12 protein-coding genes are annotated in these 15,460 nt (G+C 54.6%); 7 read left to right on the top strand and 5 right to left on the bottom strand.

Annotated features, from left to right (window positions below):
* Nucleotides 1–204: 204 nt before the first annotated feature.
* Nucleotides 205–1,488: a phosphopyruvate hydratase gene (gene eno / locus K239x_RS19055; RefSeq protein WP_145419772.1), complete on the bottom strand. Its 1,284-nt coding sequence runs from the start codon at nt 1,486–1,488 to the stop codon at nt 205–207.
* Between the two features lie 219 nt (nt 1,489–1,707).
* Between eno and K239x_RS19050 the strand changes: the two genes are divergently transcribed.
* From K239x_RS19050 to K239x_RS19035, 4 genes are all read left to right on the top strand, one after another.
* Nucleotides 1,708–2,307 carry a riboflavin synthase gene (locus tag K239x_RS19050; protein ID WP_145419771.1) on the top strand — a complete coding sequence of 200 codons (600 nt, stop codon included), beginning with the start codon at nt 1,708–1,710 and terminating at the stop codon, nt 2,305–2,307.
* Nucleotides 2,308–2,384: 77 nt separating this feature from the next.
* Entirely contained in the window at nt 2,385–3,347 is a 963-nt protein-coding gene (rsmA, locus tag K239x_RS19045) for a 16S rRNA (adenine(1518)-N(6)/adenine(1519)-N(6))-dimethyltransferase RsmA (protein ID WP_145422452.1), read from the top strand.
* A gap of 383 nt (nt 3,348–3,730) precedes the next feature.
* On the top strand, nt 3,731–4,294 hold the full coding sequence (locus tag K239x_RS19040) for a hypothetical protein (RefSeq protein ID WP_419189157.1): 564 nt from the start codon (nt 3,731–3,733) through the stop codon (nt 4,292–4,294).
* A gap of 269 nt (nt 4,295–4,563) precedes the next feature.
* Nucleotides 4,564–5,676: a tetratricopeptide repeat protein gene (locus tag K239x_RS19035; RefSeq protein WP_145419769.1), complete on the top strand. Its 1,113-nt coding sequence runs from the start codon at nt 4,564–4,566 to the stop codon at nt 5,674–5,676.
* 146 nt (nt 5,677–5,822) lie between these two features.
* Here K239x_RS19035 and K239x_RS19030 read toward each other — a convergent pair whose 3' ends face one another.
* Complete coding sequence (locus tag K239x_RS19030; protein ID WP_145419768.1) at nt 5,823–6,866, bottom strand: ferrochelatase; 1,044 nt, start codon at nt 6,864–6,866, stop codon at nt 5,823–5,825.
* A gap of 95 nt (nt 6,867–6,961) precedes the next feature.
* Nucleotides 6,962–8,197: a PQQ-binding-like beta-propeller repeat protein gene (locus K239x_RS19025; RefSeq protein WP_145419767.1), complete on the bottom strand. Its 1,236-nt coding sequence runs from the start codon at nt 8,195–8,197 to the stop codon at nt 6,962–6,964.
* 107 nt (nt 8,198–8,304) lie between these two features.
* Between K239x_RS19025 and K239x_RS19020 the strand changes: the two genes are divergently transcribed.
* From K239x_RS19020 to K239x_RS19010, 3 genes are all read left to right on the top strand, one after another.
* The gene (locus K239x_RS19020) at nt 8,305–9,318 is read left to right on the top strand and encodes a DUF6807 family protein (protein ID WP_145419766.1); all 1,014 of its coding nucleotides are present in this window, start codon (nt 8,305–8,307) and stop codon (nt 9,316–9,318) included.
* A gap of 97 nt (nt 9,319–9,415) precedes the next feature.
* Nucleotides 9,416–12,298: a PSD1 and planctomycete cytochrome C domain-containing protein gene (locus K239x_RS19015; protein ID WP_419189156.1), complete on the top strand. Its 2,883-nt coding sequence runs from the start codon at nt 9,416–9,418 to the stop codon at nt 12,296–12,298.
* Between the two features lie 54 nt (nt 12,299–12,352).
* Nucleotides 12,353–13,855 (top strand): DUF1501 domain-containing protein, encoded by a 1,503-nt coding sequence (locus K239x_RS19010; RefSeq protein ID WP_145419765.1) that lies wholly within the window; start codon nt 12,353–12,355, stop codon nt 13,853–13,855.
* Between the two features lie 102 nt (nt 13,856–13,957).
* Here K239x_RS19010 and K239x_RS19005 read toward each other — a convergent pair whose 3' ends face one another.
* Together K239x_RS19005 and K239x_RS19000 are read right to left on the bottom strand one after the other, a co-directional pair.
* Nucleotides 13,958–14,440: a hypothetical protein gene (locus tag K239x_RS19005; RefSeq protein ID WP_145419764.1), complete on the bottom strand. Its 483-nt coding sequence runs from the start codon at nt 14,438–14,440 to the stop codon at nt 13,958–13,960.
* Nucleotides 14,441–14,756: 316 nt separating this feature from the next.
* Entirely contained in the window at nt 14,757–15,344 is a 588-nt protein-coding gene (locus K239x_RS19000; RefSeq protein WP_145419763.1) for an RrF2 family transcriptional regulator, read from the bottom strand.
* Between the last annotated feature and the right edge of the window lie 116 nt (nt 15,345–15,460).

The raw sequence follows: 15,460 nt of genomic DNA, 5'->3' as shown, positions 1-15,460 counted from the left end.
GGTAGCTCCAGGAGTTCATCGAGGGAGTGGAAGCTAAGTCGCGTCGGTTGGGTGCACATTCAACCCTTTTCTGCGGCTGCGACAGATTGAATGCGTGCAGCTATAAAAAAACCGTTCGAAGAGTACTACTCCTCGAGCGATCGGTTGGTTCGCCAATGCATTACATGCAGCTCTGCGGCTGCCTTGAAATGGATTTCTGCGTTTCTAGGACAGTTTTGCGGCGAACATTGGTCCACCATAAACGCCGCCGTCACCCAACATTTCTTCGATGCGAAGCAGTTGGTTGTACTTGGCCATGCGATCCGAGCGACTTGCCGAACCGGTTTTGATTTGTCCTGTGTTCAGTGCAACAGCCAAATCAGCAATCGTTGCGTCTTCGGTTTCACCACTTCGGTGACTGGTCACCGCGGTGTAGTTGTTGCGACCGGCCAAGTGGATCGAATCGATCGTTTCGGTTAGCGAACCGATTTGATTGACTTTGATCAGGATACTGTTCGCGATTCCTTCGTCGATACCGCGCTGGAGCCGTTCGACGTTGGTGACGAACAAGTCGTCGCCGACCAGTTGCACCTTGTCGCCGATCTTGTCCGTCAGCTTTTTCCAAGTATCCCAGTCGTCTTCGTCCAAGCCGTCTTCGATGCTGCAGATCGGGTACTTGCTACACCAATCGGCTAGGAAGTCGACCATTTCATCTCCGGACAATTCCTTGCCGTCGATTTTGTATTTCTTGCTGCTCGAGTCATAAAACTCGGTCGCGGCTGCGTCCAATGCGATCCAGACTTGTTCGCCCGCTTTGTAGCCGGCTTTGTCGATCGCTTCCATGATCACATCAAGAGCTTCTTGATTGCTTTTCAGGTCGGGTGCGAATCCGCCTTCGTCACCGACAGCGGTGTTGTAGCCTTTGCTGGAAAGAACTTTTTTCAGGTGATGAAAAATTTCGGTGCCACAGCGAAGTGCGTCACTGAATCGTTCGAAGCCCAGCGGCATGACCATGAACTCTTGCACGTCGACTGAGTTGTCTGCGTGCTCGCCACCGTTGATGATATTCATCATCGGCGCGGGCAACGTGCGAGCACCTGCGCCGCCGAGGTAGCGGTAGAGCGGTTGGTTGGTCGACTGAGCGGCTGCGTGAGCCGTTGCCAGCGAAACACCCAGAATCGCGTTGGCGCCCAAGTTTTTCTTGTTGGGAGTGCCGTCTAGCGAAAGCATGGCGTGGTCGATGCCAGCTTGATCAGTCGCGTCTTTGCCCAGCAGGGCTTCGGCGATTTTGTTGTTGATGTTATCGACTGCACCCAGGACACCTTTGCCCATGTACATCGATTTGTCACCGTCGCGCAGTTCCCATGCTTCGTGAGCACCGGTGCTGGCACCGCTGGGGACCATTGCGCGGCCAAAAGCACCGTCGGTTAGATACACGTCGCATTCGACGGTTGGATTACCACGGCTATCAAAAATCTGGCGTGCTCGGATACCTTCGATCAGCGTCATCGGAACCTCTAAAGGGAATGGTTGGGGGAAGATGGATGTTGTACGAAAACGATGGTGTACGTTGTGCGTTGGCCGGACATTCTGTCCAATGCGTGTCTAAATCGCTAGCCGACGCCTTCCGCGCTGGGCCAATATCAGGACCAGAGTCACGCTGAAGGCCGTTTTTGCCCGTTCAATCCCCCTTAATTTGCTCGCCGCTGCGAGCCTGATCTTCGCTCTATGTTCACCGGACTCGTCGAAACAATGGGCACGCTTGCCCAAATTGCGGATCAACCCCCCGGCAAACGATTCACCATCGAATCTGGTGAGGTCGCCGAAGGAGCAGCGATAGGGGACAGCATCTGTATCAACGGTTGCTGTTTGACGGTGGTTGCGATCAGACAATCCGCCCTGGATTTTGAAGCTGGCGAAGAGACGCTCTCGCGTACGAATCTGGGCAAACTTGTGGTAGGTTCACGCGTCAACTTGGAAAGATCGCTCGCCGTGGGCGATCGACTCGGTGGCCACTATGTCACCGGCCATGTCGACGATCTGGGAACATTGATCGAACGTCGCGACGATCCGCCTTGGTCGAATTTGCGTTTTTCGATGCCGTCACGGTTGGCATCCCAAGTCGCGGGCAAAGGCAGTATTGCGATCGACGGAATCAGTCTGACAGTCGTGGACGCCGATGCAGAATCATTTAGTGTTGCTTTGATTCCGCATACGCTGGACGCAACAACGCTGGGGGATCGTGCGGTGGGCGACGAAGTAAATTTGGAAACCGACGTGTTGGCGAAATACGTCCAGCGAAGTCTGCAAATGAGTGACAAAGAATGACCGATCTAGAAAGCGACCTTCCCGACGAATCAACCGCCGACGCAGAGGCAACTGACGATTCGACCCGTGACGATTCGATGGGGGATGATTCAGCGAGCGACGAGCCGCAAGAAAGCGTCTACCGTTCGCCATCGAACCCGCCGCGTCAAACGGCATCGTATCTGTCCAGGCGATTGGCGGCCGCGGGTTTGCGGCCGGTGTCGCACTTTGGCCAGAATTTTCTAGTCGATTTGAATTTGATCGACTTGATTGCGCGTTCCGCGGAGCTCCGGCCTAACGACGTCGTCTTAGAAATCGGCACCGGCGTCGGATCGTTGACGACGCGGTTAAGTGACAACGCGGGTGCGGTGCTATCGGTCGAGATTGATCACAACTTGCACCAGTTGGCCAGCGAGGAACTAGGCGGACGGCCCAACGTTAAATTGTTGCAAGGCGACGCACTGAAAAACAAGAACACCCTGCAGCCGGAAATCATGGAGCACATCCGTGATGCGATGAGTCGGATTGGTGACAGCGCGCGGTTTATGCTCGTATCGAATCTGCCATACAACGTTGCCACACCGATTGTTAGTAATCTGTTGCACGAATTGCCGCCGCCTGATCGCATGGTGGTGACAATTCAAAAAGAGCTGGCCGATCGCATGTGCGCGAAGCCGCGAACAAAAGACTACAGCGCGCTGAGTGTTTGGATTCAGTCCTTGTGTGAGCCGCAAATCGTGCGGATCTTGCCGCCCAAAGCTTTCTGGCCACGGCCTAAAGTCGATTCGGCGATCCTGCGATTGGATCTGTTGGCTGGTCAGCGCGACAAGTTCGTGGACCTCAAGTATTTCCACGAAACCGTGCGAGCGTTGTTCTTTCATCGGCGAAAGTTCCTGCGCAGTGTGGTGATCAGTGCGATGAAAGGTCGTCTTGATAAATCTGCGGTCGACGATGTTCTTCGCCAGCTTGGTCACGGTGAAACGGCTCGCGCCGAAGAACTATCGGTCGAACAGATCCAGGCGTTGGCCGAAAGTCTTCGCCAAGCCGAACGGGCGGCTTAAACGTCAAAGTCGCATAGGCTGGTCTGACGCAAAATTTGGTCTAAGGCATGGGCCGGTTTGACTTGCGCGGCGGCAAAGCGGATAGGTTGTGAGACGCGGGCCCTCGCATGGATTGGTCTACGCGGGGATTGACCCTCACATGGTTCGTCGCAGAATTTGTTGGGAGTCGGGAAATGGGGGGCCGTTCTGCGTCAGTGAGTTTGACGGTTGTTCTGAATGCGTGGTGGTGTCAGTTGTAAGGAAAAGATCAAACACTCCAACAGCCGATCAGTAGCTACAAGCGGACGCAATGTGTTTGTTCGCGAATTGAAAAAGCACTGGAACATTTCACAAAACCGTATCGTCTGACTAGTGACAGCCGAAGGCGGAAGGAACTGCCTAACATGCAACGGATTGCAAACTACAGCCGCATTCTTATTGCGACCGCCCTTGTATCGGTGGTTGCTGGAACCGCGACGGCTGACATCAGAGACTTTTTCCGGAAAGTTGGAACGGGCTATCAACGCAACAATGCTTGGCCTGACCCGTTTAACGAAATTGACGCCATGCAGGTAGTCGCTCCATTTGAGGCGATGAAACGCAATGGCTGGCGTCTGAACAACACACTTGGCAATGAGCTCTTTCGCGGCGGTGACGGCGCGTTATTGGCATCGGGAAATCAAAAGATCCACTGGATCGCTACCCAAGCTCCCGCGCATCGACGTGAAATCTTTGTCCTGCGTGGCCGCTCCGACGAAGAAACCCAAAAGCGTGTCACCAGCGTGCAGCAGACTCTGGCTGGCTACACTCGCAATGGTGCGACTCCGCCTGTGATGGTGACCGATCGCTCGCCTTCGAGTTCGTCGGGTGCTTACGCAACGCAAATCAATCGCATGTACTTGCAGGATTTGCCGGCACCAAAACTTCCTAGCACTAGTGCCGCAGGAACAGCCGCTGCGACTCAGTAAGCGGACTTGGAAGATTGGATAACGAAAAGTGACCTTGCTAGGCAGGGTCACTTTTTTCGTTCGAATCGGTATTGCAATGGCCATTTCAAGCTGAAGATTCGTGCTGATCTGGCCGATTGCTAAAACTGGAACCGCCGGAAATACCCGTATTCGGTCGGCTCTGAATCGTCCTTTACCCAGATAACGGTAGCAGTACCGAGGGACTTGTTGTGAAAACTTCGAAGAAAATCCGCAGGCTTGCGCTTGCGCTAACCATCACAGGATCGTCCGTGATCCTGACCGCTGGATGCGTCTCGCCTAGTGGCCTCGCCTTGAATTCGGGCAAAAACACTTCGCCCTTTCAAGCGGTTGCGACGTCGACTAAGAACGCATTTGGCAAATCTCGCGATGCTGTGGCCGGCGTTTTTGGACGTGGCTCTAGCCAAGCGAATTCGGTCGCAAAGAAAGAAGTCCAGTCGGATGTGGATCCGCTTCGACTTGATCGCAAGACCGACGTTGGTCCCGAGGTTTTTGTCGCTAATGGGCGGCTGTGGGAATCGACTGGCAATCGTCAAAAGGCGATGGAAAGCTACACCAAAGCGTTGGAAGCCGCACCAAACGATCCCAAAGCGCTGGCTAGCATCGCTCGTTTGCATCAATCTGCAAACAACTATCCCAAGGCGATCGAGTTCTTTCAGAAAGCGATCCAGCAAGATCCCGACGATTCGGTATTGCACAACGATCTCGGTTTGACGCTGAGCAAATCGGGCAACAATCCGGCTGCGGTCGCGTCGTTGACGCGTGCGTTGGAGATTGCTCCAGGAACGTCGCGTTACGCCAACAATTTGGCCAGTGTCAAGTTTGACATCGGCAAAAGCGATGAAGCACTGAAGGTTCTGTTGGACAACAACAAACCGGCGGTCGCTCACTACAACATGGCCTATCTGTATCAAGAAGGCGGCCAGTTGAATGAAGCGAAAAAACATTTGAACGAAGCGGTTAAATACAAGAACCAAGGTCAAACCGATTCGTCCATCGCTCGTGCCGTGAATCGCTCGCAGCAGATGTTGGCCAAGATTGACAGCAGTCGCCCCTCTGCGTTGCCGCCGAATACTGCGATCGCTAAGACGCAGTTGCCCAAGGCCAGCGCGAAGCAAGTGATGGTTCGGCAAACCAGCCAGTCAGTCGCCAAAGACGGTTCTGCTAACGTCAAAACCGCGGTGGCCAAGGAATCGAGTTCACCGACAGCAGGTCCCAGCAAACGCGTAAACGCGAGTTTTGCTACTGCACGTTTAGGTTCTAAGACGGTTGCGGTCCAAAAACCGGCCGCGAAACCAGCGGATCCGCCAAAGACGTCCGGAGCTTTCGAGCTGCCACCGGGCCTATTCGGCGAAACGGAGTAAACGCAGTGCGTTCTGCTGAGAGTCAATCGAATGCAACAGCATCGTTTGCTCGCAGCAGTATTCGCGTTGCCGTTTGCTTAATCGGCGGATGCATCGATCATGCATCCGCCGTCTAGAGAGCAAGAAAAGAGAAAGCCTTGCTGCAGCTAAGTAGGGCGAACGCCCTGCGGTCGACGTGGCGTGTATTGGCAGCAATCTGCGGGGCACACATCGTGCCACGCTCCGAGCTCGCCGACGGCAAGCTTCTGCTGCGATTTGCCGATACGTTCTTCGACAAGCATTCGCACCATCTGGACAAACTTGGGCGAAGTGCCGGCCGTTTTGGCTCGGCCCATCTTGATGCCGCGCTGCTGACAGAGATCAGCGGCCTCTTCGTCCAAGTCAAACATGACTTCCATGTGGTCGCTAACGAAACCGATAGGCACGACGACCAAATGGCCGATCTTTTTCTGGTCATCCATTTCCGCGATCGCATCGCAAACATCCGGTTCCAACCAAGGCTGCTGGGGCGGACCGCTGCGACTTTGATAAACCAAATTCCAGTCCGATGCGCCAACCTTGTCAGCCACCAATCGGCTCGCTTCGCGAAGTTGTTTTTCGTAGTCGCAATTGTCGGCCATCGACATCGGGATGCTGTGCGCCGTAAACAAAACGGTCACGTCGCTTGTGACGACTCCAAGCGTGTCGATTTCATTTTGCACGCTTTCGGCCATCGTTTCGATGAACAGCGGATGGTTGAATCCCATGCGAACTTTCTCGACGATCGGAGCACCTTCACCAACCTGTTCTTGAGCCGCAATGATGTTCTCGCGGTATTGGCGACAACCGCTGTAGCAACTGAACATGCTGGTAAAAAAAGCGAGTGACCGTCGGCAACCGTCGTCTTTCATCTGTTGCAGCGTGTCGGGGAACAACGGGTTCCAGTTGCGGTTGCCCCAGTACACCGGCAAGTCGACTCCGGCGGATTCGAATTCCGTCCTAATCGCCGCCAGAAGCTGTCGATTATGTTCGTTGATCGGGCTCACGCCGCCAAAATGGCTGTAATGTTCGGCGACTTCCAGCATTCTTTCTCGCGGAACGTTCTTGCCTCGCAGGACGTTTTCCAAAAACGGCATGACATCGTCAGGCCCCTCCGGTCCGCCGAACGAAACTAACATAAACGAATCGTAGGGCAGTTCTTCTTCAGACATTCTTCGCTCACGGTTGGCCAAGACATGCGGTCTTGGCAAAAAAAAGCACCAATCAGCCTGGGAGCGTCCCTGGCTGCCGTCAATTGTCGCGAAAGTTATTTCCAGCGAAAGACCTTGATCGCCCTGAGGTCGCGGACAATCAACAAATCGTCCTGCACAGCGATGTGCGCCCAAGCATCTTCAGCGACTTTTTGTTTGTCGATGACCTTCAGTTCGCTCGCATCCGCTTGAATCAGAAGCAGCTCACCGGAGTTGTCCAACGCCAGAATCTGTTTGCCGTTGCTTACCATGCTCCAGTATTTGCCAAATGGCGAACTGGTCCAGTTGATGTCTCCGTCAGCGACGGCGATCGAAGCAAAACGCTGATTCTTTAAGTGCAAATAGATCGAATCGCCGATCAGGACCGGTGACGACATGTAGGCCTGAGATTTTTGGGACCACTTTTCGGTTACGCTCCACACATCCCCTTCGCCACGAGAAACATCAAACAGTTGGGCTTTGCCGCTGTGTGCAGATGTAAAAACGCGATCGCCGATGACCAACGGCGTCAAAATATTCATGCCGCGAAACGCTTCGATCGCCTGTTTCCACAGCACGCCGCCTGTATCCAAATCGACACCGCACAGTTCCTGCCGCGTTTGCACAACTAATTGGCGTTTACCGCAAAGTGTCGCAATGGTGGGACTGCTAAAAGCCCCGCTGCTCATCATGCCTGCGGCGTTTTCGAGTGCTTTCCAGACCAGGCTGCCGTCGCTGAGCGAGACTTTCACCAACGCTCCGCCAGTCTGAACATAGACCGCACCGTCGTCGATCATGGGCGAGCAAACCGCGCCGAATGAAGGAAGTGGGGTTCCCATGGCGGTCGGGAAATCGACTCGCCATTTTTCTTCGCCCGTTTTCGGATCCAGGCAAACCAGCACGTCTCGCATTCCGAGGATTACCAAGGCGCCCTGGGTGACAGCGGGCGTCGACCGGATCCAGTCGCCGTTGGACGCAGCAAAGAAGGGGACCGCCATCGCGCCGGGCCATTCTTTGGACCAGACGACCTCGCCGGAATCCAATTTGTAGGCAGTCACCCGTTCAGTTGATTTGTCGATTGTCTCGGTCGTGAAAACCACTCCATCCTGCACGACAGGGCCGCTGTAGCTGGGAGCATGCGGTCGCTCCCACACCAGATTCAGATTGCCGGTCAGGGCGTCGGGCCAAACCGCATCCACCAACAGGCTGTCCCTCGACGGGCCTCGCCATTGGCTCCAGTCTCCACCGGCGGCAAAGGGCACCGCAAGGATCGCGGCCAACACAGGAGTCATCATTCGCAAAACAGGACGCATCGGCTGGCTTTAAATAGGAGTAGAATCAGTATGTCAGGTTAGCACGCTGGCAAGCCCGCCCCATTTGGCCGTCAATCTTCCGCCGTACATCGAGACGTTGTTTTTCTATGAACCAGCCATTTACGATTCGTATGTTGGCCAGCAAAGCCGTCGCCTCCGGTTTTGCTTGGGCGGTGATCGCGATCTTGCAATTACAACCGACAGTAGACGCGGCGGAGTTTCAGATCATTCGTGATTGGCAATCGGTCAGTGTCAGCGAAGGCGGAAAGCCCGTTTTGACGTACCAGTTCGGCGACAATCAGATCGCGGGAGAAAAGCCGTACCGACGGGCTCACTACGTGCATCCGCTGAGTGACCTGAAGGGAAATGTAATCAGTGAAGATTTCCCAAGCGATCATCGGCACCACCGTGGCGTGTTCTGGGCTTGGCACCAAGTTTTGGTGGGCGATCAATCGGCCGGCGACGCATGGATCTGCGACCAATTCAGTTGGGACAACCAGTCGGTCGCTGCTGAGATTGTCGATGACACGGCAAAAATACAGGCCACGGCAATTTGGAAGTCGCCTCAGATCCGCGACTCGCTTGGCAATCCACTCCCCATCGCTTCGGATTCCGTCACCATCACGGTGCATCCCGAAAACAAAACCCAGAGCGAGAGCCAGAGCCAGAACCAGAGTCTGCAACCGTACCGTGCCATCGATTTTCGAATCGCGATCAAAGCGTTGCAGCCAGACGTTCGCATCGGTGGATCGGATGACGAAAAAGGCTACGGTGGTTTTAGCACGCGTTTTCGCATGCCAGAGAGTTTGCAGTTTGTTGGCACCGACGGGGCAATCGCTCCGACCAAGAAAGCGATCAAGGCTGACCGCTGGATGTTGTTTCGCGCCAAAGAGTTTAGCTATGCGATTCTGGTCGACGCAAACAACCCTGGCGAATCCGATCAATGGATTTTGCGACAGAAGCGAAGCATGCAGAATCCTGTTTTTCCAGGTCGCAAACCTGTTGCTTTGTCGCAGGACGATCCGTTGGTGCTCCGCTATCGTTTGGTGATTCTGCCAGGCGGCAGCACGGGAGATTTCGATATTCCCGGCATGCTAAAAACGTTTGACGAAAACCGCTGAAGGTGAATTTGATTTGGGGCGATCGAGATAAGGGGGCGAGTCGGTTGTTTGGTGGGCAGTTGTTTGGTGCGGGAGTTCGTCATGGTACAATCCAGGCATGTTACGCACCCACCTGATCGTCCTGATCACAATGTTCGCCCCCACGTTTGTTGCTGGCGGCGAAATCGATTTCTCTCGCGAAGTCCTGCCGATTCTGTCTGACAAATGTTTCGTTTGTCATGGACCGGATTCGGAAGAAGGTCTTTTGAGGCTGGATTCCTATGAAGCCGCGACGGAGGATTTGGGCGGCTATCACGCCATCGACCCCGCTGCGGTGGACAAGAGCAATTTGATTGAGCGGATCAACCATGCCGACGATCCCATGCCGCCCGAGGATGCTGAAAAGCAACTGACAGCCGACGAACGCAACACGTTGCAAAAATGGGTCCAGCAAGGTGGCAAATACGCGCGGCACTGGGCGTTTGTCGCTCCCCAGGCTGCTCCCGATCATAACGGGGATAGTCCTGAGCAGATCGACACATTCATTCGCCGACAGCTGTTGGCCAAGAATATTGATTTCGCTCCTGTCGCGGACAACGCCACGTTGGCGCGTCGCGCTGCCTTGGTTTTGACAGGGCTACCGCCGGATCCTGATCAACTCGATGCGTTCCTAGCGGACGATTCGGCGGATGCCTACGAAACGTTAGTCGACCAGCTTTTGCAGGACTCACGTTTCGGCGAACACCAAGCTCGTTATTGGCTGGACGCTGTTCGTTATGGCGACACGCATGGATTGCACTTGGACAATCGGCGTGGCATCTACCCGTATCGTGACTGGGTCGTGCGGGCGTTTAACAACAATCTGCCGTTGAACGATTTCATCACTTGGCAACTGGCTGGTGATTTGATGCCCAAGCCGACGCTGGAACAACAGATTGCGACCGGGTTTGTGCGGCTCAATCCGAGCACGGGCGAAGGCGGCGCGATTGCAAATGAGTTTCAAGCGAAAAACAACTTTGATCGCGTCGAAAACTTCGGCACCGTTTTCCTGGGCCTCTCTCTGACGTGCGCACGGTGCCACACTCACAAGTACGATCCGATCCAGCACGACGAGTACTACCAGTTGATGGCGTTCTTCAACAGTACCGCCGAGCCAGCCTTGGATGGCAATTCATATACCTATGGCCCGACCGTTCGCGTGCCCGCCAATCAACAAGATTGGCAACTTTGGCAGCAGCACACGGTTGCAAGCCAACAGTTACTTTCTGGTTTTGACAAACAACGTGTCGTATCAACCGGCACCGAATCTTCTCGCGACGCTCAACTACTGCAGTACGCTCAGTCGACCGCGAAGTGGAAATCTAGCGACTGGCAATACACGACGCCGCTACCTTCCGCCGCCGAAATTCCGCCAGCGCAAGTCAATGACCCATCCAAATCGAAATGGACTAAGGGAGCCGGACTACCAGGTTCGATCTCCGGTCGCGCGGCCAAGAAAAAGTTGCCCAGCAAAGGGCAAGCAGTGTGGGTGCGTTTCGATCTAAACGCGCCGAAAGAACAGAGCTTTTGGCTGACATTCTCTGGCGAAAGGGGAAGCCAGGTATTTGTTGACGACCAAACCGATGCTGTCGCCGCGAAAGCGAACGACAGCCGCGTGCAAACTTCGCGTATGCAGGTCTCGGCGGGGAAGCATCGGATACAGATCAAGATACTCGGAGGGCCTTCGGTGACCGAGTTGACGGCGCAGATTCACAATCCATGGGATGCGTTGGCGAGTTCGAAGGATTGGTCAAAGGCTTCGTCTAGCGATCAGCTGCTGATGGTGTCGGACCCACTGGGGCCGGCGGCAGTGTGGGCGTCGGATGCGTCGGCAAATCAAATCGCCACATCGATTCAAGCGATCCAAGACAGCTTTACGACGACGTTGATCGCCCAAGAATTACCTCAGGCTCGCGAGACGTTTGTGCTGCATCGCGGCGAGTATGACCAACCCCAGGGTGATCCGCTTCCAAGAGATGTTTTGAAGGTGACGAACGCGTTTCCGGCTGATGCGCCACGCAACCGACTGGGATTGGCCCAATGGCTGACGTCGGCCGAGCATCCGTTGGTTGCCCGTGTTTTAGTGAATCGAATTTGGCAGCGTGTGTTCGGCGAAGCGATCGTGCGTTCGCCCGAGGACTTTGGTGTCCAAGGTCAGCAGCCAACGCACCCTGAACTACTGGATTGGTTGGCCGTCGAACTCCAACGCAGTCAATGGGATCTGAAACACCTGTTGCGGCTGATGGTAACAAGCCGGGCGTTTCGTCAGCATTCGGCACATCGCACGGACGTCGATGATCCTGAGAACAAGCTGATCGCACGCGGGCCGCGATTTCGGTTGGACGCAGAAGTACTTCGCGATATGGGGCTGTGGGCGAGCGGCCTGCTGGATCCCAGGATGGGCGGCGAAGGTGTCAAACCTTATCAGCCCAGCGGAATGTGGAAAGCACTCGCGCATCCTGCCAGCAACACCAAGAGTTACGTGCGTGATGCGGGCGACAAACTGTACCGCCGAAGCCTTTATGTGTATTGGAAACGGACCAGCCCTCATCCGATGATGACCTTGTTTGACGCACCCGACCGTGAATCCAGTTGTGTGCGACGTTCGCGAACCAGTACAGCCCTTCAGTCACTTGGCATGTTGAATGAAACCCAACGTGTCGAAATGGCTCGCAAACTTGCCGAACGGCTGATCGTAGAAAACGACAACGATGCTGAACGACTGCAATTGCTTTTCAAACTGATCGCCAGTCGATCACCTAATGCCACCGAACGAACAGCTTGTGTCGACCTGTTAAACCAAATGAAAAAACGTTATTCGCAGAACGAACAAGACGCAAAGAAATTGCTGTCGATCGGTGATGCTGAGACGAACGACGAACTTGATCCAATCACGCTAGCCGCGTGGACTCAGGTCGCAGTTACCGTGTTGGCAAGTGATCTTGCGATTCTTGTTTACTAGTAGATGGTTCGGTCAGCGCCAGCAGTTTGCCAATACAAAGATTGAGAAAACACCATGAATCCGATTCGCGAACACGATTTGATGATGACACGACGACAGCTTTTTGGGCGGTCGGCGTTGGGTGTTGGTACGGCCGCCATGGCGGGGCTAGTTGGAAATGATTTGCAGGCGGCCACCGATGGGACGAGCGATCATTCGGGTTTGCACCACGCAGCCAAGGCAAAACACGTCATCTATCTGTTTATGTCGGGCGGTCCCAGTCACCTGGATCTTTGGGATTACAAGCCCAAGATGAAGGACATGTTCAACAAGCAGCTTCCGGATCACATTCGCGACGGTCAGCGAATCACAGGAATGACGTCGAACCAAAAGAATGGCCTGCCGGTTTGCCCCAGTAAGTACAAGTTCACCAAACACGACAACAGCGCGGACGGTGTTTACGTCAGCGAACTGCTGCCACACACCGCGACGGTTGCCGATGAACTGTGCGTGGTTCACAGCACGTTTACCGAGGCTATCAATCACGATCCGGCGATTACTTACATCCAAACCGGTAGCCAGATTCCCGGTCGGCCCAGTCTGGGCGCTTGGTTGAGTTACGGGCTGGGCAGCATGAACGATAACCTGCCGCACTACGTTGTCATGCACGCGCGCACCAAATTTCCCGAGCAGAGTCTGTTCAACCGATTGTGGGGCACCGGTTTCATGCCGTCCGACCACCAAGGCATGTTAATGCGGAGCGAAGGTGATCCGGTGTTGTACTTGAGCAACCCGCCAGGAGTCAGTTCGGCTGACCGACGGCAGCAGCTCGATGCGCTGGCATCGCTCAATCAACAACAGCACCAACGTTTTGCTGACCCAGAGATTCTGTCTCGCATCAAACAGCACGAAATGGCGTACCGGATGCAGACGTCGGTGCCAGAGTTGATGGATCTGTCACAAGAATCAGCCGAGACGATGCAGCTGTACGGTGATGATGCCAAAACGCCCGGAACCTTTGCGGCTTGTTGTTTAAACGCTCGTCGTTTGGTCGAGCGTGGGGTGCGAAACATTCAGATCTTTCACCGCGGCTGGGACGCACACGGACGACTACCTGCCGAACACGAATCGCAGTGCAAAGACATCGACCAAGGTTGTGCGGCGTTGATCAAAGACCTGAAGCGGCGCGGTTTGCTGGATGACACGTTGGTCGTGTGGGGCGGAGAATTTGGGCGGACTGCCTACTGCCAAGGTGGTTTGACTCGAGACAACTACGGCCGCGATCATCATCCGCGATGCTTTACCACTTGGATGGCTGGTGGCGGCGTCAAACCCGGGATTACCTACGGACAAACCGATGACTACGGCTACAACATTGCGGACGCTGACGGCAATCCATTGGCACCGCAACCGGACAAGGCAACTTGGACACCCGGGACGATGCACATCCACGATTTAAACGCAACGATCTTGCACCTGCTGGGGATCAATCACAAGCGACTGACGTACCGTTATCAGGGGCGTGATTTTCGTTTGACGGACGTCCACGGTCACGTCGTTCACGATCTGGTGGTGTAGAAAGAATTGTGACTCTGCCGCAGTCGGTTCAGAACGCAATAAAAAACCTTCGACCGTGTTGGATCGAAGGTTCTAGGATTGATTGGTAAGTGCAAATGCAGCCTACTCAGTGGCGTCTTTCTTTTTGCCTTTCCCTTTGCCCTTACCTTTTCTATCGGCGGGGCCCTTTAACATGCGTTGCATTTTCTCAGGAACTTTTGCTTTCTGTTCGTCAGTCAGTAGAGCCATTGCTGCACGCTGAAACTTCGTTCTCGCTTCATTCATTTTGGTGAACGCAGCAATCTGAGTTTCGGTTAGCCCAGCCTTTTCATTGACAGCGGCATTCATCTCTTTTCCCTTCTTGCCGCTGTCTTTCAGCTCTTTCATTGCAGCAGTACGTTTCTTCATCAGCTCAGGCGTCAGGCCGGCTTCCTCACGGATTTTTTTAGCTAACTCAGTCGGTTCCTTGGCAAGCTCTTTGATCTTTTTGGTTTGCTCGTCCGTCAATCCAACTGGTTTAAGCTGCTTGATCAATTGACCGGCCATCGAAGCACCGCGATTTCCTTTCGCGTTTTTCTTCTTCTCTTTCACCGCGTCGTCAGCCATGACGGGGGAGATCAATGCGACAGCCAAGGCAAGCGACACAATGTTCTTCAGATTCATACAGCGTTCTCTTTTTTAGTAGAGGGAGCGAAATCTCAGTCGGCGATTTGCGACCGGCAAATACACATCGACTTCGGGACACGAATTGTAGTCCTCTGGTCTTTGGGTGGGGTGCGAAAGGGCAAAAAAAATCCCACTCCGAAAACTCGGAGCGGGCAAGGGCGGAGGGAAACCCCTGTAGGATAGACGTGGTTTCTGGCGATTTGCTGAACTGGTCAGTTAGCAACTCGTCTGCAACCACGCTGAAGTCTTAGCCGATCTATCGGGCGCCTGAGGCTGCTAGGACGGATGGCAATGGCGTCGTTTCCTGGCGATGGACAGCCGAATCATCGACCATGGTTGGCGTAGGGATATGCACCACGCTGCCCGACTGAGGGTTTTCTGCATGGGCCGTTTGTGTCGGAGCTCTGTCCACTCGAACCGGTTGCGAACCGGATTCGCCATCGACGGATTCGGGCGACTGCATGACTTCGGCGATCGTGGCGTCGCCAAGTGTTTGCTGCACTAAGCCGATGGCTTGATTGAGCCGCTGATGCATCGGGCACATCGGTTCACTCGATTTGCTGACATGCGCACAAAACGTGATCCGCTTGAGGGGATCGACGGCGTTGACGACATCCAACATCGTCAACTCATCCGGAGAGATGATCAGCTGAAATCCGCCACCGACTCCGCGTCGTGATGACAGAAATCCCGCCGACGCTAAGTCGTGCAAGATTTTGGAGAGGTAGCTTGCCGGGACCTGTGTGTCCGAAGCGATGCGTTTGTTGCCGACCGGGCCTTCGTTGCGATGTTCGGCCAGCCAGACGACGGCGCGTAGCGCGTACTCTGAGGTTTGAGAAAACAAGTGACACCCCTGTCATTGGTGAGAAGAGAAGAAGAGAAGAGAAGTCACATCAAGCGATGTGTCAGGTGAAATCAGCCTAGCGAGTACGAATGCGGGGGTGTCTCACCGAAATCTCG

It is taken from the genome of Stieleria marina, assembly GCA_007741555.1.
Classification (GTDB): domain Bacteria; phylum Planctomycetota; class Planctomycetia; order Pirellulales; family Pirellulaceae; genus K23-9.
This window is presented reverse-complemented; position numbering and strand designations above follow the sequence as displayed.